The organism is Paenarthrobacter sp. E2MeOHC11, from assembly GCF_058744955.1.
In genome coordinates this window covers 2,458,266-2,484,499 of record NZ_CP196673.1, presented here as the reverse complement: position 1 = coordinate 2,484,499, position 26,234 = coordinate 2,458,266, and the positions used below count along the sequence as shown (strand labels likewise).

The window sequence follows — 26,234 nt, the reverse complement described above, 5'->3', positions numbered from 1 at the left end:
TCCCGGTTAACTTCGTTGAAGTTCGCCGTCAGTTCGCGGTCGTTCATTTTCGCAAGCAGGGCAGTGAGACGTTCAGCTGGGGTGGTCAACAGGCATGTCCTCGCAACTAGTGGGAAGGGAACGCCGCAATAATTCGCTCGTTCCAAGCCTTATGGAAACGACTGGCCTGTAGGTTGCAATGACCTGGACCTCTGCCTGGACCTCTGGGACGACCATTAGTCGTTGCCGGTGGCGAGGGCGTCGAGCAGGCGGATGAAGACGGCGATCCAGCCGTAGATGATCACGAAGGCGATGAGTTCAAAGGCTGTGAGGTTGAAGTAGCCCACCGGGAAGAAGAGCACGAGCGAAACGATGAGGGCGGCCAGGAACGCGCCGCAAAGAAGGAAGAAGCGGCGCGGCAGGCCTCTCAGAACAAACGGCGAGGCCAGCAGCAGGAGGATGAACACAACCGCCATCCCGGAAGCGAACAGCGTATGCACCAGGAAACTGACTGACAACGGAACCACGCCCACCCCGGCGAGGAGAAGGCCCATGGCCACAAACGTGCCGGAGCAGACGCCTGCGCTCCACGTGTTGACCAGCACGCCCCGCGCTATGAGTGAGCGAAGGTCGCGGTCCAGGTACACGGCGAAGGTGGTGATGAAGAAGCCCGCGACGATCAACGAGAGGTTGAACAGGCCACTGGATGCTCCACCCAACGTGCCGAGTTGGCTGAAATGGTACTCCCACCATTGGGGGTCCTGGGAGGTGGCCATGCTCGCCACCGTGCTCATCACCATGAACAGGACCAGAAGGCCGGACAACGTGCGGGTGCTGATGTCATACACCGAGAGATAGATCCAGTACACGGCCAGTCCGGATCCCACCGCCATTCCCACGGTCGCCGCGTAGATGTCCACGGTGAGTCCTTGGAAGCTGCGCTGCAGGAGGAGGAAAGTGGCGATAGTTGCGATCGCCGCGATCAAGGCATGGACCAGGGCCACGGTTGAGGAGTCAACGATGAACTTCCACGGCGGAAGGTTGAGCCGCCAATGCTGCTCCGGGAGGTACCGCGAACGCCAGTAGCCCACATAGGCGGCGGACAATCCGAGCACCAGAACCGCGCCCGCCGTCGTTATTCCCAGGGACACGCCTCCCCACAAAGGCGGGGTGCGGCCGAAGAAGATGAGCAACGCGGCCACGCCGGCCACGACCGCCGCCGAGGACGCCGCCAGAAGGGCTTCGGACTCGTTGGCCACCCGATGCTGCCGGGTTGAACTCCCGGGTGCGGGGGCAGCAGTTTTGGTAGCGTCCGACGCCGGTTCCGTCATGGTGCGGCTCTTCCGCCGGAGCCGCTCCGGTCCTTGTGCTCCTCGTGTTGCAGGTCCTCGGAGGAGCTCCGGAGCCAGGCGATCGCTTCCGTTTCGGAGGTGAAGAAGCGGGTGGGGCACGGAGGTTCTTGAACGGCCAATTGGTAGTCGGCGAGCATGCGGTCCACGGGGTTGTTTCCCAACAACGCGATCCTGGAGGCAGCGCAGGGTTCAACGAACACGTCCCGGGCTGCGCGGCTGAGATGAGCGGTGTCGGCCATGGTGACCAGCAGGGGATACCTGCTGCCCGCGGCGAGGCGGTTCACTGCCTCTACCGCTGCGCGGGCATTGGCGGCCTCGATGCGGACACCGGGTTTCCACGCAAGGAACATGACGTCCCCGGTCTTGAAGCCGATGAAGTAATCACTGGGGTCCTTCTGAGCCATAGAACCGTCTCCATCTCTGCAGGACCGCCCGCCCACCACGAACTGACTCCACCCTGCACCTGCGGGCAATCACCCGGTCTCATCCGAATAGAGTGATTTTTGCGGTCTCTCAGTTCGGGGACGCCGTGTCCACGTTTTCATTTTCCGGTTCTTCTGCAGCCGACTCCGCATACGAGGCGGAGACCCGCCGGTAGACCGGAGACAGGAAAGCAATCAGCGCCACGGCGATCATGATGAGGCCCGCGGCCAGGAACACCAGGGCGATGCCCCGGGAGATGCCTTCACCCAGCAGCGGTTCCAGCTGGGCCGCACCTTCCTCGGACCGGGCGTAAGGGATGAGCCAGAACTGGGCGATCGGGGCAATGAGGAAAGCGGTGATGGGTGCCGCCGCAGACTCGAACGCCATGGCGAAGCCAAACACCCTCCCTTGCCGGGGCAGGGGGACCACCTTTTGGATGACGGTCTGCTCTGCTGCCTCCACCACGGGAACCAGCGCCATGTAGAGCCAGATCCCGACGATGTAAAGCCACGCCCACTCCCGCACGGTGAACAGGGCTCCAATGAGCCCCATCAACGCAACAGCAATGAGCATGGTGCGCAACGGGTTGGAACCGAGCCCGAATTTTCCGATCAGTGCGCCGCCCAGGATGAAGCCCGTAGCGCCTATCGCGAAGACAGTTCCCCACATCTCCACAGAGAACATCTCCAGGCCGTAGGGATCCATCAGGGCCATATAGACCCCGCCGATGAAGTTGTTGAACGTGGAGAACAGGATCAGCGCGAACAGCCCGGAAATAGCCATGACGGCAGCCCATGAACCGCGCAGGTCGAATCCACCCTGGGCGTCGGAGGCGGCTGCCCGTACTTCCTCCGGCAGGCGCAGCGTGAGCAGGTGCCCGAAGGCCAAGGCCGTGAGGACCAGAGCCACAACCACGGTCCATCCCATGCCCAGCAATCCCACCGATAGCCCGGATAGCACCGAGGTGACAATGAACATGAGTCCCTGCACCATGCCCACCAGCCCGTTGGCGTTGGCCCGCCGGTCAGGCTCAATGAGGATGGTGACGGTGGTTGAAAGGGCAATGTTGCGCATGTTCTCCACCACCGCGCCGATCAGGATGATCATGGTGAAAATCCAGAACCAGGGTTGTGTCAGGTCCAACAGCGCCTGCTCCGGTGTCAGCAGGAACATGACTCCGGACAGGACGAACATCACGAGCGTGAAGGCGGCGGCGAAGCGCATGACCGCCAGCTTGCGGTAGCGGTCAACGAAGGTGCCGAAGCTGATGCTGGAGAGGGCGATCAACAACATGTACGCACCGCCGATGACACCCGTGGCGATCACGTTCCGGGTCTCCAGGTACACCCAGAATGTTAGGGCGAACCACAGATAGCTTGTGGTGATGTTGGCGAGCGCGGTATTGATCAGGATCCCGGTGAAAGTGCGGGATCTCTGCGCGGGAGTTCGCACGGAAAGGTCGATGTTGTCGGTAGACGCAGCGGAGGCAGGTTCCTGCTCGGTCATGCGTCCCAGTAAACCACCGGGGCCAACCTGCCGGTAGTATCGGCAGGGAATTCACGAGACTCTTGGGGGATTGTTTTATGACGGAAATTCAGGGGCAGTTGTCCTTCACGAAGGATGCCGGCCGGGACTTGGAACTCCAGGAGTATGGCCTTAACCCGGCTGTGGATTCCACCCTTCTTCCCAATGCCGCGGTCCTGAGTGCCCTGCAGAACCTCGTGAGGCTTGCTACTGAGCTGTGTGGCGCACCGTTCGGCGTGGTCAACATCATCAGCGCCGAGTACCAGCACCAAATCGGCGCCTGGGGCGTCGACCCCGGGGTGTGCTCGCGTGAGGATTCCATGTGCGCCAAGGTGTTCCTCTCGGGTGAGAGGACCGTGGTGGCGGACGCCTCCCAGGACCCCCGTTTCGCGGACAACCCCTTTGTCACCGGCGAAATCGGCAACGTCCGCTTTTACGCCTCCGTACCGCTCCAGACCGACTCGGGATTCGTCCCCGGAACCCTGTGCGTTTTCTCCGACAAGACCAAGGAGCTGCGTCCGGAACAGGTCGGCATGCTGGAGGTCCTGGCCAAGCAAGTTGTGGAACTGCTTGAACTGCAGCACCGCACGGTCCAGTTGGATCGGACCTACTCCGAGCTCAGGGAAAGCAACGCCAAACTCGCCGGATTCGCCGGCCGGGTGAGCCACGACCTCCGCATCCCACTAACCACCATCCTCGGGTACGTGGAGTTGGTGGAAGATGACCCGGATGTAGAGCCGGAAAGCACCGCAGCACGATACCTGGACCGCATCGGCGCCAGCGGCCGGCGGATGCTCGGCATGCTTGAAGACGTCCTGAGCTACTCGCGCGTGGGTGGCGGCATCCGGCCCGCCGAGGTGTCCCTGCGTGAGGTCACCGATGAGGTTGTCCGCGACCTTGGAATCGAAAGCCAGAGCATCGTTGATGTTGAGGACCTCAGGCTCCACGCGGACCGAGGCCAACTCCGCACTCTGCTGCAAAACCTCCTCTCCAACGCCATGAACTACCGCAGCCCGGATCGCGGGCTCCGCATCCGCATCAGCGGCGTCTCCAACTACCACGGGGCCACAATCTTCGTCGCCGATAACGGCAAGGGCATCAACCCGCAGGACCGTGCCAAGGTCCTGGAACCTTTAGTTCGCCTGCGCCGGCAGGGCGACGGCCCCGGCTCCGGCCTCGGACTTGCCACCTGCAGCAGCATCGCCAAAGCACACGGCGGCGAACTCACCCTCGGGGAAACCCCCGGCGGCGGAACAACAGTCGCGGTCAGCTTTCCCTCTGGAAGCTAGGCTCCCCGGGGTGTCTCCGGTTCCCTTGGCGTTGCACCTGCCATTATTCGAGGCATGACGACGTCGCATTTCCGCTAGGGCACCTGTGATGCGGTCCGCCCCAGTCCGCTCACCGTTCACGATCTTCCTCATGGGCATCGTGCTCCTAACAGCCGCCTGCGTCCCGATGACGGTTCAGCCCTCTTCGCTGACCCCACCAGCGATTGCGGTCATCGGGACGGCACCTCAGAAGATCATCCCGGGCCCGTCCATTGTTGATATGACCACGCGTACGGCCGGGACCTCTCCGACGGTCGCCACGTGGCAATACATCAGCGGCGCAGAGTCTTTCAACAGCAGGCTCGATGCCCGGCTGCTCAGCATTCTTGATGCCCGTGCCGGCGGGCGCCACCAACCCGAGGCCCTGCCACCCACTCCTTCGGCGCTCCTGTCCGACGGAGTTTCGATCACCCACGAAATCATCCTTGCCGCCGGAAGTGTTGTTGGGTCCAGATTTGTTCAAACAACAATGGTTGGGGGCGAGCGGGTCGGGCTCGTCGACGAGATCATCTATCAGGACCTCAGCACCGGAGATGTCACGGACAGTGCCGCTTTGATCAGCCCGGCCATGACCGGCACCTTACGGGCAATACTCGGGGAAAACGGGGGGCCCGCGCACCCAGAGCCGCCACCAGGTTCAGCTGTTGCCCCCGGGGTGCTGAACGCCATCGCGTTCACCGCCGAGGGGAACCTCAGCGTCACCCTCCACCACGACCCCGTCACAGGTGCGCCAAGGCACCCTGTCACCATGATCGTGAACGCCGAAACCACTGGCGAGGTCCTTTCGCCTGCAGGCCAAGCCCTTCGCAGAACAATCATGGCAAAAACACCGCCCCACTTCCCCGCGCCCGCCCCGATGGGCCTTGAACATATCGACTGCGACCTCGTCGCCTGCGCGGCCCTTACGTACGACGACGGACCCAACGCCCAAACCACCCGGCTCCTGGGGATACTCGAAAAGCACAAGGTGTTTGCGACGTTCTTCCAACAAGGCGGATATGTCAGGGCCAATCCGAAGGTGGCCGCGTCAGTGGCAGCAGCGGGCCACACGGTCGCAAACCACACCATGAGCCATCCGAACCTGACAAAGCTTTCATCCGCGGGCATTGAGGGCGAGATCAACGGCGCCCGGAAAGAAATCGAAAAGGCGACAAGGGTGGTGCCGGGCTACTTGCGGCCGCCCTACGGTGCAAGCAATGCCTCGGTTGCCGATGCCGTGGGGTTGCCGCAGATCCTCTGGGATGTCGACTCCATGGATTGGCAATCAAAGGACAAGGCGGTCTACCTCCCGCGGATCATGAGGCTGGTCAAGCCTGGATCAATCATCCTCCAACACGACGTTCACGCGTCGACGGTGGACGGCCAGGATGAGCTGATCACGCAACTCAAGGGCAAAGGCCTTTACCTGGTGACCCTCCCGCAGTTGTTCGCCGGCATCGACCTGAAGCCCGGGGCTAGCTACAAATGCCGGGGCACCACAGCAGGTTGTGTTCCCGGCCGCTGAACTTCCGGAACCGAGCGCACGACGGCGGGAGGTCGCCGTCGAGCGCTTGCCACCGCGTCCTGGACTACTTGTCGGAGCCCTTCAGCTGGTCCTTTTCAGACTTCTTGTCGCGTTTGCCTTCACTCTTTTTATCGCCGGCATCCTTGCCCGTTAGGGGCGCTTGGACGGCGGTTTCCTGGACGGCGGTTTCTTCGAGGGCGGGCGGCTGGAGGGCAGGGGCTGGAACCTGCTCCGGCAGGGTCGTCTCCGGAAGACCGACCACTTCTGCCGGCACGGCCTCCGCGGGCTCCGGGCCAACGGGTGAAACCGGGACGTCGGGCACGCTGGGCTGCGGTTCTGCCTGTGAGATGCCGGGATCAGCAGGCTGTGATGGATCCACGGTGTTGTTGCCTGTCGGAATGATGCCCTGGGAGAAGATCAGCAGGGCGAGCGGAATGGTCACCGCGGCAGCCGCGACGCCCCGGACCGTCTTGGGCCGGCGCTTGGTCAAGGCGCGGAGGCCGGTAACGGTCGCCTGCTTCCGGGTCGGCGGCCTAAGCGGGGGCCGGGACGGCACCGACGGCAGAACCGCAGTCCTTCGTCCCGACTGGATCCCCTCAGCAGAAAGCGCCTGCTCGACTTCATGCGCCCCCGGGCGGTTTTCGGGATCCATGTCCGTCATTGCCTCAAGGAGCGACCGCAGCGGGGCGGGCAACTCCAACGGGATCTGCGGTGCCCGGTGCAGGCGGGCCGATGCGGTTTCAATAGGTGTCCCCGGAAACTCGGCCCTGCCCGTGAGGCATTCCAGGAGAACCAGGCCCAGCGAGTAGATGTCGCTCGCGGGAGTCAGCGCCAGGCCCTGTGCCTGCTCCGGGCTGAGGTACTGGGCGGTGCCTACGGTGAAGCCGGTAGCGGTAAGGCGGTTGTTGTTCATCACCAGCGCCACGCCGAAGTCCGCCAGTTTCACCGACTCGCCCAGCCCGTCGTCGTCGGATACCAGGATGTTGGCTGGCTTGATGTCGCGGTGGATGACTCCCTGCGCGTGAACCTGCGACAGCGCCCCGGCAAGCCGGATCCCGATGCGCGTGGTCTCAGGAACGGTGAGGGCCCCTTCGGAGAGCACGGCCCGCAGGTCCCGGCCTTCGGCCAGTTCCATGACCAGATACGCGCGTTCTTCGTCGTTCCTCGTGTCGACGCCGGCATCCAACGCCGCCACCAGCCCTGGATGGTCAAAGGAAGCCAGAAGCCTCATTTCGGTTTCTTGGCGATCGCGGAAAGAGTCGTCCCCCGAGCCGGGCAGGAAGATTTTGATGGCCACCTCGCGGCCGAGCAGCAGGTCTGTCGCCTGGTACACGGCGGACATGGCCCCCCTGCCCAGGATTGCGCCCAAGTGGTAGCGGCCGTCCAGTGTTTCGTCGATGGAATCGGGGACGCGGGAGTCCACGGCCTCGTCATTGTTGCCCACGAATTGTCACGCCCTTCAGGCCCCTTGGGTGTCACGGACCTGGGTGCTGTCCGTCGTTACCAAGCAACGCCGTCATACAAACTTCACGGTAGTCGCCCGGCCGCCTGCTTCAGCCACTGCGACTTGAGCAACCCCCAGCCCGATACAGCATCATCCGGTTTCGCCGGATCAGTCATCAGGATACTGATTAAACGGCCGGAAGGACAATGCGACGGCCCTTCATCAGGCCCCCCGCAGCCGGTCAACGGCCGCACGGAGCGTGCCCGCGCGCACGCCCAGCGACCATTCGGCCACATCCGTGACGAACCGCGTGAAGGCTTCATAATCGAATGAACCCGCATTGTTCGCATAGGAGCCCACTCCGTCGATCGCCACCCAGATCCGGATGCAGGCCACGAAGGGATCCTCCACCACGAAGTCGCCGGAGGCAACACCATCCTCGATGAGGGCGGTCAGTCGGGTGCGATCCAGGTATTCCTGGGCCAACATTGCCTCCCCCAGGGCCGGAGTAAACCGGCAGAGGTGCCTTGCGTTGAGCCACAACCGGGTGAGCTCAAGGGCGCCACTTCCTTCGATGCGCGAAATCAGGTGGGCCATGCGCCGGAGGGGTGTCCCGGCGTCGGGAAACAGCTCCTCCCGCTCCTCCGAGACGGCGCGGACGAAGGCCGCGATCACCAGGTCCTCGGCGGCGGGATAGTAATGGCTGATCAGCCCGGGCCGAACCCCCAGCTTGTCAGCTACGGCACGGAGGGTTATCCGCTCCAGCCCCTCATTCAGGGCGATGGAAGCGGCCTCGGCAAGGATCTCGGCGCGGCGTTCGTCAGGTAATTTTCGGACGCGTTGGGATGTGGGGCTTGACACCATGCCCCACATTCTATTGGATAAGTGACCAATAGCACGTTGGTCGCATGACCAATAGCGTCAACGGACCGGTATCCCAGCGTTGCGAGCCGGTCCTTGCCCGAGAGGAACAGCGTTGTCCCAGCCCCATTTGACCGATCCGGCCAGTTATCCGGAGCCACTTGCCCACCCCGAGACCCGCGGCATTGAACTCATCGAAGCCTCAGAGCGGCACGGCCGCGCCCGCGATCTCTTCCCTGTCTGGGCGGCCCCCAACGTCAGCGTCCTGAACTTCACCGTTGGTGCATCGCTGATCCTGCTTGGCCTGGATCTTTGGCAGGCCCTCCTGGTCATCGTCGCCGGCAGCCTCCCCTGGATCCTTACCGGCATCGTGGCCACGAGTGGCCCGGCCGCAGGAACATCCGGGTCCGTGATTACCCGCGCCATCTACGGAATCCGCGGCAACAGGGTGATTGTCGCCTTCTTCGGCTGGTTCATTTCCGCCGTCTTCCTGGCCCTGAACTGGCTCGCGTCATCGTTCATGGGCGCTGAACTCCTGGCACAACTTGGCTTCACGGATCCCGTGGCCGGGCCGGTGCTGGTCACCATCGTCGTTGCCGCAATCACGGTGCTGGTGGCGGTATTCGGTCACACCCTGATCCTGCGCAGCTACCCCGTAGTGGCCTCGGTCCTGTTGGCCGTGTTCCTGCTGGTCACGGCCTTCGTCCTGCCGCACGTGCAATGGGGCTACACGGCCCCGGCACCCTTGGAAGGCGCACCGCTCTGGTCTGCGATGACCATCGGTTTCGCCATCCTGGCCTCCACTCCGCTCTCCTACACCAACAGCCCCGACCTCGCGCGCTATCTCCCACAGTCCACCAAACGGTCACACATCATCGCGGCCACGGCCCTGGGCGGCGCCCTTCCCTGCATGTTCTTCACGGCCGTGGGTGCACTTCTGGCTACCGGCGTCAGCGCAGCGGCCATGGACCTCGGCATCGAATCGGCACTCCTGGCCCTGCTCCCGGCATGGCTGGGTACCATCTTCGTGGTGGGGGTCATCATCAACACCATCTCGCTCAACGGCATGACCACCTACACGGCGAGCATGGCATTCCAGTCCATCGGCGTACCGATCCGGCGCATCCCGTCCGCGATGGTGGTCGGAGCGATCGGCACAGCACTGACCATCTACCTCGTGATGTCCACAAGCCTCCTCGATGCCGTCAACCTGATGTTGCAGCTGCTGGTCCTCATCTCCGGGCCCACCATGACGATCTTCGCCGTGGACGTCATTCTTCGCCGCAACCGCTACGACGGCGAGGAGCTGTTCAACGAGAAGCCCGGCAGCCCCTTCTGGTACAGCGGAGGCTGGCACATCCCCGGCTTGCTGGCCGTCATCCTCGGCGCCGCCGTCGCGTCGCTCTTCCTCACCAACGCCGTGTTCACCGGCCCCATCGCAGCGGCCATGGGCTTCCTGGACCTTTCCGTGCCGGTGTCCGTGATCGTCACCGCCGGGGTGTACATCGCCTTGGTCCCCGCCCTGCGCCGCGCCCGCGGCAAAACACCCGTCCCCGAAGGAGCCCGAGCATGACCACCACTGGAACCCATCCCGCGCGATACCCCGGCGCCGCCGGCCAACCCACCCTGGACACCTGGCAGGAGGGACCGCACAACCGCTGGACGTTCGCGCACCTGGGCGAGCTGCTTCCGACGGCGTCAGTCTCCCACCGCTTCCCGGCCGCCCCTGTTGAGGCTACTGACAGATTGGATGCGTTGGCGCTCCCGGGCCTGAGGCGCCGGCTCGAAGAGACGTATACCGACGCCTTCCTGGTCCTGCACCGCAACCGCGTCATCGCGGACTACTACAGCCCCGGCTTCGCCCCCGATGACCGACATTTGGTGATGAGCATTTCGAAGTCGATGTGCGGCCTGGTTGTCGGTGCATTGATTGACTCCGGAGAGATCGTCCCCTCCGCCCGCGTAGTGGACTATGTTCCCGAGCTCGCCGGATCGGCCTATGACGGACCCACCATCCAGCACGTGCTCGATATGGCCATCCACCTCAACTACAGCGAGAACTACGTGGACCCGGCCTCTGAAGTGCAGACCCACGACCGCTCCGCCGGGTGGCGAACCCGCCGCCCGGGCGACCCCGAGGACACCTACGCGTTCTTGGCCACGCTTACCGGCAACGGCACCGTGGGCGAATTCCAGTACTGCTCGGCCAACACGGACGTCCTCGCTTGGATCATCGAGCGGGTCACCGGCCTCCGCTACCCGGAAGCCCTCTCAAAGTATCTTTGGTCCAAGCTCGACGCGGATCGGGACGCCACCATCACGGTGGACACTGCCGGCTTTGGCTTCGCGAACGGCGGGGTCTCCTGTACCGCCCGCGACCTCGCCCGGGTGGGGCAGTTAATGCTCGACGCCGGAAACGGTCCAGGCGGCAGGGTGGTGTCCGAGGGGTGGGTCCACAGCATCCTCGAGGGCGGGGACCCCCAGGCCATGATGGATTCCTCATTCACCGCGATCCACCCTGGCGGTTCCTACACCCGGCAGTGGTGGTGCACCGGCAACGAGCGAGGCAATGTGACGGGGATAGGAATCCACGGCCAATACCTTTGGATCGACCCCGCCACGGATACCGTGATCGTGAAGCTCTCCACCTGGCCGGAGCCGGAAAGCGACCAGCTTCACGAACGTCAGAACCAGTTGCTGCTGGACGTCAGCCGATCCCTGGACCAGCCCTCCGCAGCAGAAGAAACAGCACCGGAAAGCAAGGAAAACGCAGCGTGACCACCCAGCTCTACACCAATGCCCGCATCTTCACCTCCGATACCCGCCGCTGGGCCGAGGCCTTGCTGGTCCAGGACGAACGGATCCTCTACGTCGGTGACGCGGACACTGCCGTACGCCTGCGCCCGGACGCCGATCGCCTGGACCTTGAGGGCCGCTTGGTGGTGCCCGGGTTCGTGGACGGCCACGCACACGTGGTCGGCACCGGCGAAGCCTTGGGGCAGGTCAGCCTGTGGGGTGCCAAGTCCGTGGAAGAGATCCAGCAACGGATCAAGGCACGCGATACCGGACACCCGGACGTGGACCGCATCCTCGCTACCGGCTGGCTGCATGGCGCAGTCCCGGGCGGTGTACCGGACGCAAGGATGCTCGACGCCGTCGTCCCGGACAAGCCCGTCTATGCCTTTGCCTACGACTTCCACTCCGTGTGGGTGAACACTGCGGCGCTGGCTGAACTCGGAATCGATGACCACACACCCAACCCCCACGGCGGCACCATCAAGCGCGACGCCCACGGTCACGCCACGGGCTATATCGACGAGAACGCCTTCTATGACGTGGTGCTGCCATTCCTTGATGCCCAGGTCAGCGAGAGCGAACACACGTCCAGCATCACCGCCGTCCAGCAGGCCTATCGAGAGACCGGCGTGACCACCGCCTGCGACATGGGCTTCAACGAGACCGACCTTGAAGCGTTCAAGCGTGCTGACAAGGACGGCACACTGACCAGCCGCCTCATCGCCTACTGGCGGGTGAACAACACCGGCTCCGTGGAGGAAAACCTCGCCCAGGTCCAGCGGGCGGCGAGTCTCGCCGTCGAGCATGAATCGCCTTTCCTGCGCGTGGTGGGGATCAAGGTGATCATCGACGGCACCATCGATGGCTGCACTGCCACCCTTGGCATGCCGTACGCCGACGGGTCGAACGCTGAACCGATCTGGAGCCTCAAGGAACTCGCGCCCGTGGTTGCCGCGGCCGACGCTGCCGGCTTGAAGGTGGCGATGCACGCGATCGGGGATGAATCGGTGCGGATCGCCATCGGAGCCGTGGAACACGCCGTGGCGGAGAATGGCCCCCGCGAACGCCGTCACCGGATTGAGCATCTTGAGTTGGTGGACAGGGCCGACGTCGATCGCCTCGCCGCGCTGGGAATCACAGCCAGCATGCAACCGGTCCACGCCGATCCTGCCATCAGCGAAAACTGGGCCGCCAAGCTGGGCGACGACCGGGTGGAGCGCGGATTCGCGTGGCCGTGGATCACGGATGCCGGCGCCCGGCTCGCTTTCGGCACGGACTCCCCCACGTCCCCCCACGCCCCGCTTCCCAACATGTACGTGGCCACCACACGTGCGTCGGCCTTGGATGCCTCAGCGGGAACCAACGTCCCGGAATTCGCACTGCCCCTGGCCGAATCGATCCAGCACGCCACCCGTGATTCCGCGTGGACGTGCGGAGCGGAGAATGACATCGGCCGTCTTGCCGCCGGCCTGTACGCAGACTTCGTGGTCCTGGACACCGACGTTTTCGCCGCAGACAATGCTGGAGCGCTCTTGGAAGCAAAGGTCCTGCGGACGGTGGTGGGCGGGCGCACGGTTTACGAAAAGGACCAGTCAGCAGGCTAGGAAGGCCCTGCCGATCCAGGACGCCCGCTGCTCCGAATCACGGTCAAAGGGTGAGGAGCAGCGGGTGGTCACGGACGTTCTGCAGGAAACGGCGGCATCGCGCAGCGCAGGGGTATCGCGCAGCGCAGGGTTTCACCGCGAGGTGATCGATACCGCACTGGGCCCGTGCGCTGTCCGCGTACAGGAAGCCCCCGACGCACGCAGCCACATCGCCGATGTGTACCTTCATGGCGCTGCGGGATCCTGGACAACGTTCCTGCCACTGCTGTCCGACTCCCCCGAACGTGACCGCGTCCTCATCGACCTGCCCGGCTGGGGCGACTCCACCGGAGGTGCGCGGCTTGGGTCCGCCACCGTCGAGGCCATGGCAGGTGCCGTCGTCGAGGTCTTGAACGGCCTCGGATACCGCAAGTGGAACCTTGTGGGCCATTCCATGGGTGGCGTCATTGCCCTGCACATTGCTGCGGAGTGGCCCGGGCAGACCCTCAGCGTAGCGGCGGTTTCGGCCACCATGCTTGGAGTGGCCGAGGCGGCCCGGCAACCATGGCGTGGGCTGTTCCGGATACCGTTTTTTGTCGTCATGATCCTTCTCATGCGCTCCACCGCAGTCTTCGGAAAGGCAGGGAGGGCACTGATCCGGTTGGTGGGGAACACGCCATTCATGCGGCTGCTCCTGTCGCCGCTGTTCGCGGACCCTGCAGCCATCCCCGCGCACGTCATCCGGAGGCTCGCACACGAGGCCCGTCCCCCTGCGTTCTACGCGGCGACGCGGGCCGTCGCTCAGTACGATTTTGCCCAATGGCGCAGCATCAGCTGCCCGGTCCTTGCCACCCGCGGAGAGTGCGATGCGTTCACGCCCCAGTCCGACCTGGATCAGTTGGCTTCCCTTGGATCCCATATCCGCACAGTGACAGTGCAGGGCTGCGGACACTTCGCGATCGCCGAGCAGACCGCCGTCGTTCAGCAACTGCTGGATGAGACGTACGGCGACGTGACATACGGCGACGTGACATACGGAACTGCGGCCGGGCAGGCCCGCAGGGCACAATGGACAGCATGACCCTCACAACTTTCGCCCTCGTCCGCCACGGCCAAACCGACTGGAACGCCGAGCGCCGGTTGCAGGGTTCCACCGATATTCCGCTGAACGACGTCGGCCGCGGCCAGGCGCGCGACGCCGTCGCCGTCCTGTCGGATCGCCAGTGGGACGCAGTAGTGTCCTCACCGCTGGGTCGCGCTGCGGAGACGGCGGAGATCATTGCGGAGGGACTGGGCCTGAAGGTTTCCCGCCTGGTTCCCGAGCTCACCGAACGCAGCTTTGGGCCCGCAGAGGGACTGCAGGCAGGTCCCGAACTGGAGGCCCTGCGCATCCCCGGCGGTTTCCGCGGCGGCGAAAGTGACGAAGCCGCCGCCGATCGGGGCATCACTGCCCTGGAAGAACTGGCCGAAGAATTCGCCGGCAAGCGTGTGCTGGTGGTTGCCCACGGCACGCTGATTCGTTTGACGCTCAACCGCGCTATCGGCCGGACCCTGGACGGTGTCCAGAACGCCGCCCTTAACCTGGCCCACCACGATGCTACGGACGGCTGGCAGCTGGAGTACTTCAACGGCGAGCGCGTCACGGCCGACGTCGGGGCGTAGCGGCGCACCGGCAGTCAGCGACGCGACGGGGCTAGCCGTTGGTGGGGCCCTGGGCCTGCCCGCTCAGGGTTGCGGCCAGCAACCGGTCAAAGCTGGCAATTCCGTTGCGTGGGGAGACGGCCGTGATGACCGCACGCCATCGCTCGGGAGCATCGTCCCCAACTGCCAGGACCCGTTGCACCTGGAGTCGCAATCCGGGCATCCCGCTGACCAACAGCGGAAGGGCCTCGCCGCTCCTGGCCAGATGGCGGAGTTGCTTCGCTGACAGGTCTTCGTGGGTGCTGCCCGTGACCTCATGAATCGTGTCATTGATCCGCGTGGTGAGGCGCCGCATGAAGGTCCTCCGGGCTGCCACCGCGGGGACCGTGAGGATGCCGGCGAAGGCCACCGTGAACAATGCCACGGAGCCGACGTTCCTGAGTCCCGTCATGAAGACCATCATGGTCAGCGCCACCATCATGCCGAGAATGCTGAAGAGGACAAACCTGATAACCGGGTTGTCGCCAGGCTTCCTCTCCCACGACACAACGGTTACTGCGTCTTGAGGTGATGGATGGCGTGCTGGATTCTGCATCATCGGGGTCCCTTCACTTCCATGAGCGCTTCGGCAAGGATGACTGCTTCGCGGGCCTGCCTCAGATCGCTGAGCAATCCGGGATCGGGTGTTGCTTTCGCGGCACCCCGTGGGCCGGCGAGTTCATAAAGGGCCCTGTTCAGGTTGTTCCGGTCTTGCGACAACCGCCTGGACGTCTTCAGTTTGGTGCTGCTGGCCCCAAGCTCACCGAGTGACTGCTGGATGGCATCGCGTTGTCCCTGCATGAGGTGCAACTTTTCGGCGATTCGCAGGGTCTGTGAATGGTGAAGCGTCACCATTTTCACGGCGGTATCGTGGAGTTCGCCCAGGGCTGCGTAGGTCTCCGGCCCACCCGCATGACGGTCCAGTTCTTCACTGACGCGGGCCCGGCGTTGCTCCCACTTCAGCGATGCCGACTGGTACTTCTCCAGGAGCAAAGTGACCGCCGTGAGTGCCTTGTCCACCGATCGGAGCCGGGTGGTAAGGCTGGCTGCGGCGTCATCCAGCCGTTCGAGGAATGCTGCGTAGTTGTCAGGGGACGGAACGTGGTCCTGTTGGTTCATGGGCCACCCCGCCCACCTCGACGATGGTCCTGCGTCCGCCCGCCGGAAGGTACGGTCCCGCCAATGAAGCGGGAGCCTGGCAAGGAAAACGCTCCCCGAACGCCCATGTCACGAGGATAGAGGCTCTGCGTCCCTTGTCATAGGCCTGAGCGTTCGCGTGTGGTCGCCGGTCCAACTACTACCTGGCGTCGAGGCGCGCCTTCAGCTGTTCCGTGTAATCCGGGTAGGCGGCAGCGATCTCTTCGAGGTCAACCGTCTGGGGGAAGTCGATCACTGGCTGGTGTTCTGCCAAGTACGCGGTGGTTTCGTCAACGATCAGCTGCTCATCGAATCCGTCCAGGCCGGCTTCCGCGAGGAATTCCGGGTTGGTGTGGACCAGGGATTCGCCGGTTTGGCCTTCCGATGCCCAGCGCACCAAGTATTCGTTGTGATTCACAAGTTCAATGTCGAACGTCTTCTCCATGGCAGCAGCCTACGCCGTTACGGAGCAGGTGCTGACACGCCCCGGGCCGCAATGAGCTCGAGCAGGTTCTCCGCTTTGAAGCCCAGAAGAGCAGCGGCGAGGCTTCCCATCAGGTCCAGTACGTACTCGCTGCTGGCACTCCCGGCCAGCACGTCCATCACCAGGCCGTCTTCCTGGGCAACCAGGGTCCGGGCGATCTTGTCCGGGTGCAGAAGGGGCGAGAATTCGCCCGAGCGGGTTCCGGCGTCGATGATTTCCCGGTAGACGCGTTCCTGGGCGCTGGTGAGCTGTTCCTGGATCCGGCGCTGCTCGGGGTCGCGCAGCATGTGGGGCCAGTACTCGTAGAGGATGCGGGAGACGTCGTCGTCGAGTCCGGCGGTGGTTCCCGCACTGATGACGGCGGCAAGCCGGGCTGTGGGGTCCATTCCCGGATCAACAGCTTCTGCGAGCTTTTCCAGGAACCTGTCCGAGGATGCGTGCACGGCGGCAGCGATGATCTCGGCGTGGCTGCCGAAATAGTAGAGCACGGCGTTCGCCGCCATACCGGCTTCGGCGGCGATGGCGCGCAGGGTGGCCCCCTCGGCGCCGTCACGCGCGGCCACGGCCTGGGCTGCAGCCACGATTTCCTGTCGCCGGATTTCCTTCTTGTCGACCCTCGCCACTGCCGCTCCCCTGTGGACCCTTGAAGATTTCTGTTGACATTGACTCTAGACGGGTATTGAATGGCATTCAAATTTGAATGTGATTCAAATTACTGATTCAACGAGGAGTCTCCGTGTCACATCCCCCTTCCCCACCCATGGTCACCAAGGGCCCAGCACCCAAGGATCCCGCCCCTGGGGATCCAAGCTCCAAGGGCCTCAAAGCCGGGTCCATCGGCATCGGCCCCACCGTCGCCCTCGGCCTGGCTGCCGTCGCCCCCGCCTACAGCTTGGCCGTCACGCTCGGATTCGTAGTCCTGGCCGTTGGCGCAAGCACCCCCGCTGCGTTCCTGCTGGGATTTGTCCCGATCCTTTTCACGGCGCTTGCCTTCAGGGACCTGAACAAGGAGATGCCTGACTGCGGCGGTGTTTTCGTCTGGATAACCCGCGTTTTCGGCCCAGAGGCAGGCTGGTTCCTCGGCGGCTGGGTTCCCCAGATGGCCACCTTCATTGCGAGCGCGGCGCTGGCCCAGGTGGCCACCACCTATCTGCTCAACTTCTTCGGCCTGGCGTGGATCGCCGCGGAGCCCATAGCCGTTTCCGCCATTGCGTGCGGGCTGGTTGTCCTGAGTGCATGGATCGCGGCGAGGGGAATCGAACTCTCCGCGTGGGTCCAGTACGCGCTGATCGCCCTGCAGCTGGTGGCTCTCGGCGGATTCTGCGTCGCGGCCTTCATGGCAATGGCCGCGGGGACTTCCGCCGGAACGTCAGAAGGCGGCGGGCAGCCAAGCCTGGCCTGGTTCAATCCGTTCGCATCCGGCGACATGTCCGGACTCGTGTCCGGCGTCATCCTGTGCCTCTTTATCTACTGGGGATGGGACGCGCTGATAGCCGTGAATGAAGAAACCACCGACCGCAAGGGAACACCTGGCAAGGCCGTTGTCATCACTACCGTCATCCTGCTGTTCTTCTACGTGGTGACCGCCACGGCCGCCGTCGGATTCGCCGGAACCGCGGGGATCACCGATCCGGAAACCGTCTCGGACGTCCTCTCGGTCCTCGGCCCGCAAGCTGCCGGCGAGGTGTTTGGCCACGTCATCATCCTGGCAGTAGGCCTCTCAGCGTTGGCGGCCCTGATGACCGTGGCAGTCAGCACGCCCCGGACCTGGCTGAGCATGGGCACTTACGGTGCGCTTCACCGGGCGACCACGCGGATGCACGCCAAGCGCGGAACCCCCACCACCTCCATCATCTGGTGGGCGGTCATCACCATGGCAATATCGCTGGGATTGACGGCCATCAGCGCCGACTTCATCGGACTGGCCATCCTCTCGGTGGGGCTGATGATCGCGGCCTACTACGCAGCCACCGCACTGGCCTCGGTGGTGTACTTCGCACCGCTGATGCGCACCTCCGCATCCGCCCTGATCCTGAAAGGCATCCTCCCCGGCCTCGGCGCCATCCTCATGATCGGCGCGTTCGCGTACAGCGCCGTGGACATGCTGTCCCCGGAGTACGCCGGCCTGTCCTGGCTGGGCATCGGCTCGGTGTTCTGGATCGGCATCGGCGCCTTGGCCCTCGGCCTTGTGGTCACCGCGGTCTTGAGGCCCAGGCTCCGTCCCTTCTTCTCCGGCAAAACGATTCCCCGCGGAAACGTCACTACCCGCCACCAACTTCTATCAATTCTCAGCAACGATACCGAGGCATAAATGCGCATCCTGTCCATCGCAGCAATCCAGACCAACCCCGTCCCGCACGACCTCGAGGCCACGTGGGCACGGTTCGAGGCCCAGGCCGAGTCGGCCAAGAGGCTCGGCCCCGACGTGGACGTCATCGTGGTTCCAGAGCTCCTGCTTTCCGCCCCTGGCGAGTTCCTGATGCCGGACCCGGAAGGCGAAACCCGCTCCGCCGCTCCGATCCCCAGCCCGCTGACCGACCGCATCTCGGCACTGGCCCGCAGGCTCAACGTGTGGCTCGTACCAGGCTCCCTTCTGGAAACAGACAACGGGAACACTTTCAACACAGCCATCGCCGTTTCACCGCAAGGCGAGATCGTGGCCCGCTACCGGAAGCTCTTCCCTTGGCGTCCGTTCGAAACCACCACACCCGGGGATTCGTTCGTCACGTTCGACATCCCCGGCTGCGGACGCATTGGCCTGGCCATCTGCTTCGACGGCAGCTTTCCGGAAGTGGCGAGGCAGCTGGCCTGGCTGGGCGCCGAAGTCATCATCCAGCCAACCCTCACCACCACACGGGACAGGGCCATGGAGATTGTCATGTCCCAGGCCAACGCCTTCGCCAACCAGGTCTATGTGGTGAACGTCAACGGCGCGTCCCCGTCCGGGGTTGGCGAGAGCGTCATCGTGGATCCCGAGGGCACCATCATGCAGCATGCCCGGGGTGGGGAAGAGATCCTCTTTGCCGTCCTGGACCTGGACCGCGTTACCCAACTGCGCCGCTACGGAACCCACGGCATCAACCGCCCGTGGACCCAACTCCGGGACCAGGAAGGCCTGTTGTCCTTCCCGATGTTCGGCGGCGCCCACTTCCAGTCCCCGGATTGGACCGAGCCCAGCACGGCGGGCCAGCGGAGCACGGCTGCACCGGCCTGACCAGCCCCGGCTTTAATTGGAGAAGCGCACGACGGCGGCCACCGGCGTCGTGCGCTTCTTGCGTCAACAGCGGCTGCTGGAGAACAGCGGCTGCTAGACCTCGGGGCGCCGTTCGACCACCGTTTCAGGGGCCGTGCGCCGCTCGACTACGGTCCTGCGGGTCCTGCTGGACATCGCGATGGAAATGATGAGCCCAACGACGCCGACCACCATCAGGATGTAGCCCACCAGGACCTGGTCCAGGAAGGGGATGAGTCCGGGGGCGAGCGCGAAGGCCAAAATGGCTCCGACAGCAATCAGGGCAATGGAAGAACCGATTCTCATAGCGTGCTCCTCGTGTCCGTTCGGCGCATGGTCAGGGAACTCCGGCCGAATCTGTACCGTCAGCATACTTATGATCTATGGCCTCCACCAGACATTGCGCCACCGCACCAATCAGTGTCCGTAGCGGGCGGCCAGCCTGGCGATGGCATCTTCCGGGGTTGGCGCAGGCCCGAACACCTGCTCCTGCCGGGTGGTGTCCGCAATGTATTTTCCGGTCTCGAACCACGCCACCATGCTTGCCATATCGCCCACCAGCGGAAGGATCTTCGACGTGACCTTGCCAAGCCCGGCGATGGCACCCGCCGGCACGGTCATGACCTTGATCGGCTTGCCTGCCCGGCGCCCCGCCACCTCCGCAGCTTCCTGGATGCTCACAGGCCGGCTCCAGCCAATGTCGATGCGCTCCCCCTCGACGATGTCCGCGTCAACAGCCTCCGCGAGGTACCGCGCTACGTCGCTGGCCAGGACGAACGTCAGCCGCGCGTCCTTCGAACCCAGCCACACGAAGCGCCCCTTCGCGAACGGGTCTCCGCCCATCCCGACCGCCTGGTCAAAGAAGGCGCCCGGCCGGAGGGCCACGAACGGAACACCAAGCTCCTCGAATTTATCCTCGGCGAGCTTCTTGTTCCAGAAATGCGGGATCTGCGGAGTTTGGTCGCTGGTGACAATGCTGATCAGCACGAATCGGGGCACGCCGGCCTGTTTGGCAGCGACCGCCAGGTTGCTGTTCCCGTAGGTATCGATCGCCTTGGCGTTCTTGTCGTTCCGGGTATAGCCGGCCGCGGTCGACACCACCGCTGAAACTCCCGTCATCGCGGCAATCAAGGAGGCGGCGTCCAACATGTCTCCGCGCGCAATCTCAACGCCTTTGGCCTCAAGCTTGGCGGCATTGGACTTTGGCCTCACCAGTGCGCGGACTTTCTTACCGCCCTTGAGAAGCTCGTCCACCACTTGGCCACCCAGGAATCCCGTGGCACCAATAACAAGGACAGGCAGGTCTTCGGCCACAATTTCTCCTTAGGGTTTTGTTCCTAGCTCAGTGGTAGCACGGGGCCGGGATCCCGGCTAGACCCCAAATCGCCAAGACAACCAGTGCACTCTTGGTGCAGTATTATGCACTTATGGATGAAAGCACCACTACCCTTTCCCTGGCCATCGGCGCCAGGGTCAAGCAGGAACGCCAAACCCGCGGCTGGACCCTTGACCAGCTGGCTGCGGCCGCCGGCGTGAGCCGCCGCATGATCGTCAATGTGGAGCAAGGCGCGGCGAATCCCAGCATCGGCACGCTGCTTCGGATCAGCGACGCCCTGGGCGTCGGGCTACCGGCGCTGGTGGAGCCGCCGCTCCCGAAGCCGGTCAAAATCACCCGGAGCGGCGAAGGCGCCGCACTGTGGACCAGCGGGCAGGGCGGCCGGGGAATACTGGTGGCCGGAACCGAGTCGCCGGACGTGGTGGAACTGTGGGACTGGACCCTGGGCCCCGGCGACAGCCATGGCAGCGAGGCACATGCCCCGGGCACCAAGGAACTCCTGCAGGTTCAGGCCGGCACCGTGACCGTCGATGCAGGGGAACAAATGGTGACCCTCGAAGTGGGCGACTCCATGACTTTCCCCGGCGACGTTGCCCACTCCTACGCCAACCAGGGCACCGGGCCAGCCAGATTCATCCTCGCAGTGTTTGAGCCGGGCGTAGGTTCGGGGCACCGGCAAGAGGCCGATAACCCCGGCCAGGGCACCAACTCGTGAGCGCCCCCAAAGGCGGCCCCATTCCGCCCTGGGGACTCGCCGTGGCAGCGATGCTCTCGGTGCAGCTGAGCTCCGCCTTGTCCGTGGGGCTCATCGCCGAGGTCGGCCCGGCCGGAACGGCGTGGCTGCGGCTCAGCCTGGGAGCCATCATCTTCCTGGCCATCGCCCGGCCACCGCTGCGCTCCGTTCGCCGGCACGACGTCCTGCCGCTCCTGGGACTTGGCATCGCTACCGGACTGATGACCATCATGTTCCTGGCCGCCGTGGAGCGAATCCCTTTGGGCACCACGGTCGCCATCGAATTCCTTGGCCCCCTGACGGTCGCGGCGGTCCGCAGCCACAACCGCCGGGCCCTGGCGTGGCCACTTCTTGCGCTGCTGGGAGTCGTCCTGCTCACCGAGCCCTGGCACGGCCACGTCGACCTGCTGGGCGTCATGTTCGCAGCCATTGCCGCGGCCGGATGGGGCGCATATATCCTGCTGACGCAATTGATCGGCGATCGCTTCACAGGAATCGGGGCTCTCTCGCTGACGGTCCCCATTGCCGCCGTGACGGCCGCCGTCGTCGGAATTCCGCAGGCAGTGGGCCACCTCAACTGGGGCATCCTCGCGGGCGCGCTGGGCGTAGCCATCCTGATGCCGGTACTGCCGTTCGTGTTGGAGCTGAAGGCGTTGCGCCGCATGACCTCCACTGCGTTCGGCACACTGATGTCGCTGGAGCCCGCATTCGGAGTCCTTCTGGGGTTGTTGGTGCTGCACCAACAACCGTCCCTCATCCAGTTCATCGGCATCGCGCTGGTTGTCTTCGCCGGTGCCGCCTCCCAGCGCGGCGGCAACCGGAACACGCCGCCCTTGGCCGAGCCAACCACCGTGGCGCCCGCGCCGGCGGCAGTATCAGCCGACCGCCCCAGCAAGGAGGCGTAACGCACGACGGCGACCTGCCGCCGTCGTGCATTCCTTGCGTCGGGCAGCGCGGACCTCAGATGGTGATGGCCACCTTGCCACGCACGTTGCCCGCATCGAAGTAGCGCATGGCCTCCGGGACCTGCGCCAGCGGATAGGTGCGGTGGATGGCCGGCGTGATGGTTCCGGCGTCCAGGAGTCCGGCAAGGAACTCTAGATCTGCAGCCTTCTGCGTGCCCACGATCATGGTGAGCCGCTGGCGGATGAAGGGGGAGAGCGCCGCTGCGCGGAGCTGCCTGTCCATGCTTCCCGTCCACGTGCCGCCTTCCTCACCCCCGGTGATCACGGCCGTCCCCGCCGATGTGAGTGACCGGCGTAGACGCGAAACGGAGGGGTTTCCCGCGATGTCGAGGATGACGTCGTACTGCACGGATCCGTCAGCGAAACCCTGCTGGGAGTAGTCGATGACATGATCGGCGCCGAGGGCACTCACCATGTCCACCTTCGCCGTGCTGGCCACTCCGGTGACTTCAGCACCGGCTGCCTTGGCGAGCTGCACCGCGTAGCTGCCTACTCCGCCCGAGGCTCCGGTGACCAGGACTTTGACCCCCTGCGATGACGGGCCGCGGCCGGGGTCGATGCCGCCCGCGCGCAAGGCGATCAGGGCGGTGCAGGCGGACACCGGCACCACTGCCGCCTGCTCGTAGCTGATGTTGTCCGGCTTGTGGGCCAACTGGCTTTCACGGGCAGCGGAGTACTCGGCGAAGGTCCCTTTCCCCGACCCGAAGACGTGGTCGCCCACGGAGAACCGGGTTACTTTCGCGCCGACGGCCTCCACGGTGCCGGCGAGGTCCAGCCCGGGAACAGGGTTCTTCGGGGTCTTGAACCCGTAGACCGGGCGCAACGCATACGGCAGGCCTGTGGTGAGGTGCCAGGTACCGCGATCGAGCCCGGCGGCATGGACCTTCACCAGCACCTCATTCTCTGCGATGGCGGGCCGTGGGACCCGTGCTTCATGGAGGACATCGGCGGGACCGTAACCCTCCTGCACAATGGCCCGCATGGTTGGACCCGGCAACGCCTGATTCTTGTGGTGACGGGATTCCTTGGCTTGCTGACCAGTGGTCATGGCCGGACCTTTCAGTACTTGTGGGGCTGGGGCTTGCGGTTCTTCGTACGCTGTACCAATGAGATTACCGTACACTGTACTAAACCGCTAGAGGCCAGCCCTGAACCAAGGAGTCCCGTGTCCCCCGCAGCATCCCAGCGACTCTCCCTCAGCCGGGAGCGAGTGCTTGAGTGCGCCGTTGCCCTCGCCGACGAGTCGGGCATAGCGGGACTGACAATCCGCACGCTCGCCCAGAGCATGGGAACCAAACCCATGTCGCTCTACTACTACGTGGCCAACAAGGACGAGATCCTGGATGGCATCGTGGACATGGTCTTCAGTGAAATCGAACTGCCGGCGCCCGATGGAAACTGGCGCGAGCAGATGCAGCTGCGGGCCCACCGCATGAGATCTACGCTCAGGCGCCATCCCTGGGCCGTCGGGCTGCTGGAAAGCCGGACAGCGCCCGGCCCCGCAACCCTCCGCCACCACGAAGCAACGCTTGCGACGCTGCGGAGTGCAGGATTCTCCGTGCAGCTGACCGCCCACGCCTATGCACTCCTGGACAGCTACATCTACGGATTCGTCCTCCAGGAAGCTGCCCTTCCTTTCGAAGGCCGCGACACCGCCGCCGAGATCACCAAGCCCATCATGGAACGCTTCGCCACAGGTGAGTATCCGCACATGGTGGAGATCGCCGTCGAACATGTCCTCAAACCCGGCTACGACTTTGGCGACGAATTCGGGTTCGGCCTGGACCTCATCCTTGACGGCCTCAGCCGTCTGGCAGGAGACGCGGACTAGGATCTGATCCATGGCCAGGATTGAGGACTACGCGATCATCGGGGACTTGAACACCGCCGCCTTGGTGGGGCGGAGCGGGTCCATTGACTGGATGTGCCTGCCACGGTTCGACTCTCCCGCCTGCTTCGCGTCCTTGCTGCACACTCCCGACGCCGGCCGCTGGCTCCTGGCTCCCGCCGGCACGCCCGACGGCGGCAACTGCACCCGACGCCACTACCGCGAGGACACCCTCGTCCTGGAAACGGAGTGGGAAGTGGACGGCGGCGCTGTCCGGGTCATCGACTTCATGCCGGTCCGCGACGACGCCGTGGACCTGGTGCGGATCGTGGAGGGCATATCCGGCCAGGTGGACATGCACATGGAGCTGGTCCTGCGCTTCGACTACGGCAGCGTGGTGCCGTGGGTCCGGCACAGCAAGCACGGCATCAGCGCTGTGGCGGGGCCGGACTCGGCCTATCTCACCACCCACGCCCCGCTTGAAGGCCGGGACAAGCGAACGTACAGCGACTTCACCGTCAGCGCAGGCGACAGGGTTCCGTTCGTGCTGCGCTGGGCACCCAGCCACGAACGGGAACCACGGCGGATCGATCCCTTTCGAGCGCTCGAAGCAACAGAGTCGTTCTGGCTGGAATGGATCGGCCGCAGCGAGATGGCAGGGAAGTACAAGGAGCCCGTGGAGCGGTCCCTGATCACCCTCAAAGCGTTGACCTATGCGCCAACCGGGGGCATCGTGGCCGCCGCGACGACGTCCCTGCCCGAGCAAATCGGCGGACCCCGCAACTGGGATTACCGATACTGCTGGCTCCGCGATGCCACCCTGACCCTGCAATCCCTGTTGGCGGCCGGCTACACCGAGGAGGCATCCGCGTGGCGGGACTGGTTGCTGCGCGCTATCGCCGGCGACCCATCGGAACTTCAGATCGTGTACGGGCTCGACGGCGCGAGGAGACTCCCGGAAGCGGACATACCGTGGCTCTCCGGTTACGAAGGGTCCATGCCGGTGCGCACCGGAAACGCTGCGGCTCCCCAGCTTCAACTGGATGTGTGGGGTGAAGTCCTGGATGGCCTCTCCCTGACGCGCGCGGCTTTCCAGGACGGCACCGTGGACAACTCCTGGGACATCCAGATCGCCCTGATGGAGTATCTCGAAGGAGCCTGGGACCAGCCGGACAACGGTCTCTGGGAAATGCGCGGACCGAGGCAGCACTTCACCCACTCCAAGGTCATGGCATGGGTGGCCGCGGATCGGATGGTCAAGGGCGTAAGGACCTCCGGGCTGCCCGGCCCGGCCGACAGGTGGGCGGCCCTCCGCAGCGAAATCCACGCGGACGTTATGACCAAGGGGTTTGACGAGGAACTCAACACCTTTGTCCAGTCCTACGGCAGCAAGGACCTGGACGCGAGCCTGCTCCTCATCCCGCGCGTCGGATTCCTCCCGCACCGCCATCCAAGGGTCGCCGGAACGGTAGCAGCAATCCAGGAAGGACTGACCGACGACGGCCTGGTCCTCCGATACAGAACCCAGTCCGGACACGACGGCCTGCCCGGCGACGAAGGAGTGTTCCTGGCCTGTTCGTTCTGGTTGGTGGATGCACTGCTGGGCATTGGCCGCTCAGGCGAGGCCACCAGGCTCTTTGAGCGGCTGCTCACCCTCCGCAACGACGTTGGTTTGCTAAGCGAGGAGTGGGACCCCCGAACCCAGCGCCAACTCGGCAACACTCCCCAGGCGTTCAGCCACTTCCCCCTCATCCACAGCGCCCTGCAGTTGCACCACGGAGAGGCCCATAAGAGCGACACTCCGCTCGGCCACCCCAAGCACCCGGGGCAATCCAGCGGCTCTACCCTTCGGAATGATCCTCGCCTTCGCTAACGGGCGGTTCGCCCTTATGGCTCGCTTCCTCCAGATGAAGGTCCAGCTTGCGCTCGGCCTCACGCCGCCGCTGGCCGATGGTCCGCATCTGCTGGGTTGTGGGGTCTCCCCTGTCCTCCAACGCTCCGCCTGACGGCGCGGCGGGCTGCACATTCTCTTGTTCGCCCATAAG

The 26,234-nt window shown here is 64.5% G+C and carries 26 protein-coding genes; 13 read left to right on the top strand and 13 right to left on the bottom strand.

What is annotated here, in order from left to right:
• Nucleotides 1-215: 215 nt before the first annotated feature.
• The 3 genes from ACSSVG_RS11590 to ACSSVG_RS11580 form a co-directional block, all read right to left on the bottom strand.
• Nucleotides 216-1,310 (bottom strand): DUF998 domain-containing protein, encoded by a 1,095-nt coding sequence (locus ACSSVG_RS11590; protein WP_492419034.1) that lies wholly within the window; start codon nt 1,308-1,310, stop codon nt 216-218.
• Nucleotides 1,307-1,735, bottom strand: a complete 429-nt coding sequence (locus ACSSVG_RS11585) for a DUF7793 family protein (protein WP_492419032.1) — start codon at nt 1,733-1,735, stop codon at nt 1,307-1,309. The genes ACSSVG_RS11590 and ACSSVG_RS11585 overlap by 4 nt, the downstream gene beginning before the upstream one ends.
• Nucleotides 1,736-1,844: 109 nt before the next feature.
• Entirely contained in the window at nt 1,845-3,260 is a 1,416-nt protein-coding gene (locus tag ACSSVG_RS11580) for an MFS transporter (RefSeq protein WP_253464989.1), read from the bottom strand.
• A 77-nt stretch (nt 3,261-3,337) separates the two neighbouring features.
• Between ACSSVG_RS11580 and ACSSVG_RS11575 the strand changes: the two genes are divergently transcribed.
• Nucleotides 3,338-4,567, top strand: a complete 1,230-nt coding sequence (locus ACSSVG_RS11575; protein WP_492419030.1) for a GAF domain-containing sensor histidine kinase — start codon at nt 3,338-3,340, stop codon at nt 4,565-4,567.
• 88 nt (nt 4,568-4,655) lie between these two features.
• Nucleotides 4,656-6,110 carry a polysaccharide deacetylase family protein gene (locus ACSSVG_RS11570; RefSeq protein WP_492419029.1) on the top strand — a complete coding sequence of 485 codons (1,455 nt, stop codon included), beginning with the start codon at nt 4,656-4,658 and terminating at the stop codon, nt 6,108-6,110.
• Between the two features lie 64 nt (nt 6,111-6,174).
• On the opposite strand, the gene ACSSVG_RS11565 is transcribed toward ACSSVG_RS11570, so the two are convergent.
• A complete protein-coding gene (locus ACSSVG_RS11565) occupies nt 6,175-7,554 on the bottom strand; it encodes a serine/threonine-protein kinase (RefSeq protein ID WP_492419027.1) in 1,380 nt (459 codons plus the stop codon).
• 222 nt (nt 7,555-7,776) lie between these two features.
• On the bottom strand, nt 7,777-8,418 hold the full coding sequence (locus ACSSVG_RS11560; protein WP_492419025.1) for a TetR/AcrR family transcriptional regulator: 642 nt from the start codon (nt 8,416-8,418) through the stop codon (nt 7,777-7,779).
• 112 nt (nt 8,419-8,530) lie between these two features.
• On the opposite strand from ACSSVG_RS11560, the gene ACSSVG_RS11555 reads away from it, so the two are divergent.
• The 5 genes from ACSSVG_RS11555 to ACSSVG_RS11535 all read left to right on the top strand — a co-directional run bounded on the left by ACSSVG_RS11555 (nt 8,531) and on the right by ACSSVG_RS11535 (nt 14,456).
• Nucleotides 8,531-9,988: a purine-cytosine permease family protein gene (locus ACSSVG_RS11555; RefSeq protein WP_492419023.1), complete on the top strand. Its 1,458-nt coding sequence runs from the start codon at nt 8,531-8,533 to the stop codon at nt 9,986-9,988.
• Entirely contained in the window at nt 9,985-11,193 is a 1,209-nt protein-coding gene (locus ACSSVG_RS11550; protein ID WP_492419021.1) for a serine hydrolase domain-containing protein, read from the top strand. Before ACSSVG_RS11555 ends, ACSSVG_RS11550 begins: the two co-directional genes overlap by 4 nt.
• Complete coding sequence (locus ACSSVG_RS11545) at nt 11,190-12,815, top strand: amidohydrolase (protein ID WP_492419019.1); 1,626 nt, start codon at nt 11,190-11,192, stop codon at nt 12,813-12,815. Before ACSSVG_RS11550 ends, ACSSVG_RS11545 begins: the two co-directional genes overlap by 4 nt.
• A gap of 64 nt (nt 12,816-12,879) precedes the next feature.
• On the top strand, nt 12,880-13,875 hold the full coding sequence (locus ACSSVG_RS11540; protein ID WP_492419017.1) for an alpha/beta fold hydrolase: 996 nt from the start codon (nt 12,880-12,882) through the stop codon (nt 13,873-13,875).
• Entirely contained in the window at nt 13,863-14,456 is a 594-nt protein-coding gene (locus ACSSVG_RS11535) for a histidine phosphatase family protein (RefSeq protein ID WP_231340837.1), read from the top strand. Before ACSSVG_RS11540 ends, ACSSVG_RS11535 begins: the two co-directional genes overlap by 13 nt.
• Before the next feature lie 31 nt (nt 14,457-14,487).
• On the opposite strand, the gene ACSSVG_RS11530 is transcribed toward ACSSVG_RS11535, so the two are convergent.
• The 4 genes from ACSSVG_RS11530 to ACSSVG_RS11515 form a co-directional block, all read right to left on the bottom strand.
• The gene (locus tag ACSSVG_RS11530; protein ID WP_492419015.1) at nt 14,488-15,033 is read right to left on the bottom strand and encodes a hypothetical protein; all 546 of its coding nucleotides are present in this window, start codon (nt 15,031-15,033) and stop codon (nt 14,488-14,490) included.
• Entirely contained in the window at nt 15,030-15,593 is a 564-nt protein-coding gene (locus ACSSVG_RS11525; RefSeq protein WP_492419013.1) for a hypothetical protein, read from the bottom strand. The genes ACSSVG_RS11530 and ACSSVG_RS11525 overlap by 4 nt, the downstream gene beginning before the upstream one ends.
• A gap of 178 nt (nt 15,594-15,771) precedes the next feature.
• Nucleotides 15,772-16,056, bottom strand: coding sequence for a hypothetical protein (locus ACSSVG_RS11520; RefSeq protein ID WP_492419011.1), 285 nt, complete (start codon nt 16,054-16,056; stop codon nt 15,772-15,774).
• A 17-nt stretch (nt 16,057-16,073) separates the two neighbouring features.
• On the bottom strand, nt 16,074-16,718 hold the full coding sequence (locus tag ACSSVG_RS11515; RefSeq protein WP_159706320.1) for a TetR family transcriptional regulator: 645 nt from the start codon (nt 16,716-16,718) through the stop codon (nt 16,074-16,076).
• A 113-nt stretch (nt 16,719-16,831) separates the two neighbouring features.
• Between ACSSVG_RS11515 and ACSSVG_RS11510 the strand changes: the two genes are divergently transcribed.
• On the top strand, nt 16,832-18,406 hold the full coding sequence (locus tag ACSSVG_RS11510; protein WP_492419009.1) for an APC family permease: 1,575 nt from the start codon (nt 16,832-16,834) through the stop codon (nt 18,404-18,406).
• Nucleotides 18,407-19,309 (top strand): carbon-nitrogen hydrolase family protein, encoded by a 903-nt coding sequence (locus ACSSVG_RS11505; protein WP_492419007.1) that lies wholly within the window; start codon nt 18,407-18,409, stop codon nt 19,307-19,309.
• Between the two features lie 93 nt (nt 19,310-19,402).
• Here the strand turns inward: ACSSVG_RS11505 and ACSSVG_RS11500 are convergent, their stop codons facing one another.
• Nucleotides 19,403-19,633: a DUF6458 family protein gene (locus tag ACSSVG_RS11500; protein WP_231343064.1), complete on the bottom strand. Its 231-nt coding sequence runs from the start codon at nt 19,631-19,633 to the stop codon at nt 19,403-19,405.
• A gap of 111 nt (nt 19,634-19,744) precedes the next feature.
• On the bottom strand, nt 19,745-20,641 hold the full coding sequence (locus tag ACSSVG_RS11495) for an SDR family oxidoreductase (protein WP_231343063.1): 897 nt from the start codon (nt 20,639-20,641) through the stop codon (nt 19,745-19,747).
• A gap of 113 nt (nt 20,642-20,754) precedes the next feature.
• Here ACSSVG_RS11495 and ACSSVG_RS11490 point away from each other — a divergent pair, with 113 nt between their 5' ends.
• Nucleotides 20,755-21,378 carry a helix-turn-helix domain-containing protein gene (locus ACSSVG_RS11490; protein WP_492419005.1) on the top strand — a complete coding sequence of 208 codons (624 nt, stop codon included), beginning with the start codon at nt 20,755-20,757 and terminating at the stop codon, nt 21,376-21,378.
• A 50-nt stretch (nt 21,379-21,428) separates the two neighbouring features.
• Nucleotides 21,429-22,301, top strand: coding sequence for an EamA family transporter (locus ACSSVG_RS11485; protein WP_492419187.1), 873 nt, complete (start codon nt 21,429-21,431; stop codon nt 22,299-22,301).
• A 55-nt stretch (nt 22,302-22,356) separates the two neighbouring features.
• Here the strand turns inward: ACSSVG_RS11485 and ACSSVG_RS11480 are convergent, their stop codons facing one another.
• Nucleotides 22,357-23,409, bottom strand: a complete 1,053-nt coding sequence (locus ACSSVG_RS11480) for an NAD(P)-dependent alcohol dehydrogenase (RefSeq protein ID WP_492419004.1) — start codon at nt 23,407-23,409, stop codon at nt 22,357-22,359.
• Between the two features lie 117 nt (nt 23,410-23,526).
• On the opposite strand from ACSSVG_RS11480, the gene ACSSVG_RS11475 reads away from it, so the two are divergent.
• Both ACSSVG_RS11475 and ACSSVG_RS11470 read left to right on the top strand, forming a co-directional pair.
• Nucleotides 23,527-24,192 (top strand): TetR/AcrR family transcriptional regulator, encoded by a 666-nt coding sequence (locus tag ACSSVG_RS11475; RefSeq protein ID WP_231343060.1) that lies wholly within the window; start codon nt 23,527-23,529, stop codon nt 24,190-24,192.
• Between the two features lie 10 nt (nt 24,193-24,202).
• Nucleotides 24,203-26,062: a glycoside hydrolase family 15 protein gene (locus tag ACSSVG_RS11470; RefSeq protein ID WP_492419000.1), complete on the top strand. Its 1,860-nt coding sequence runs from the start codon at nt 24,203-24,205 to the stop codon at nt 26,060-26,062.
• Here ACSSVG_RS11470 and ACSSVG_RS11465 read toward each other — a convergent pair.
• Nucleotides 26,031-26,231 carry a hypothetical protein gene (locus ACSSVG_RS11465; RefSeq protein ID WP_231343054.1) on the bottom strand — a complete coding sequence of 67 codons (201 nt, stop codon included), beginning with the start codon at nt 26,229-26,231 and terminating at the stop codon, nt 26,031-26,033. The two genes, ACSSVG_RS11470 and ACSSVG_RS11465, sit on opposite strands and share 32 nt — an antisense overlap.
• Nucleotides 26,232-26,234 lie beyond the last annotated feature (3 nt).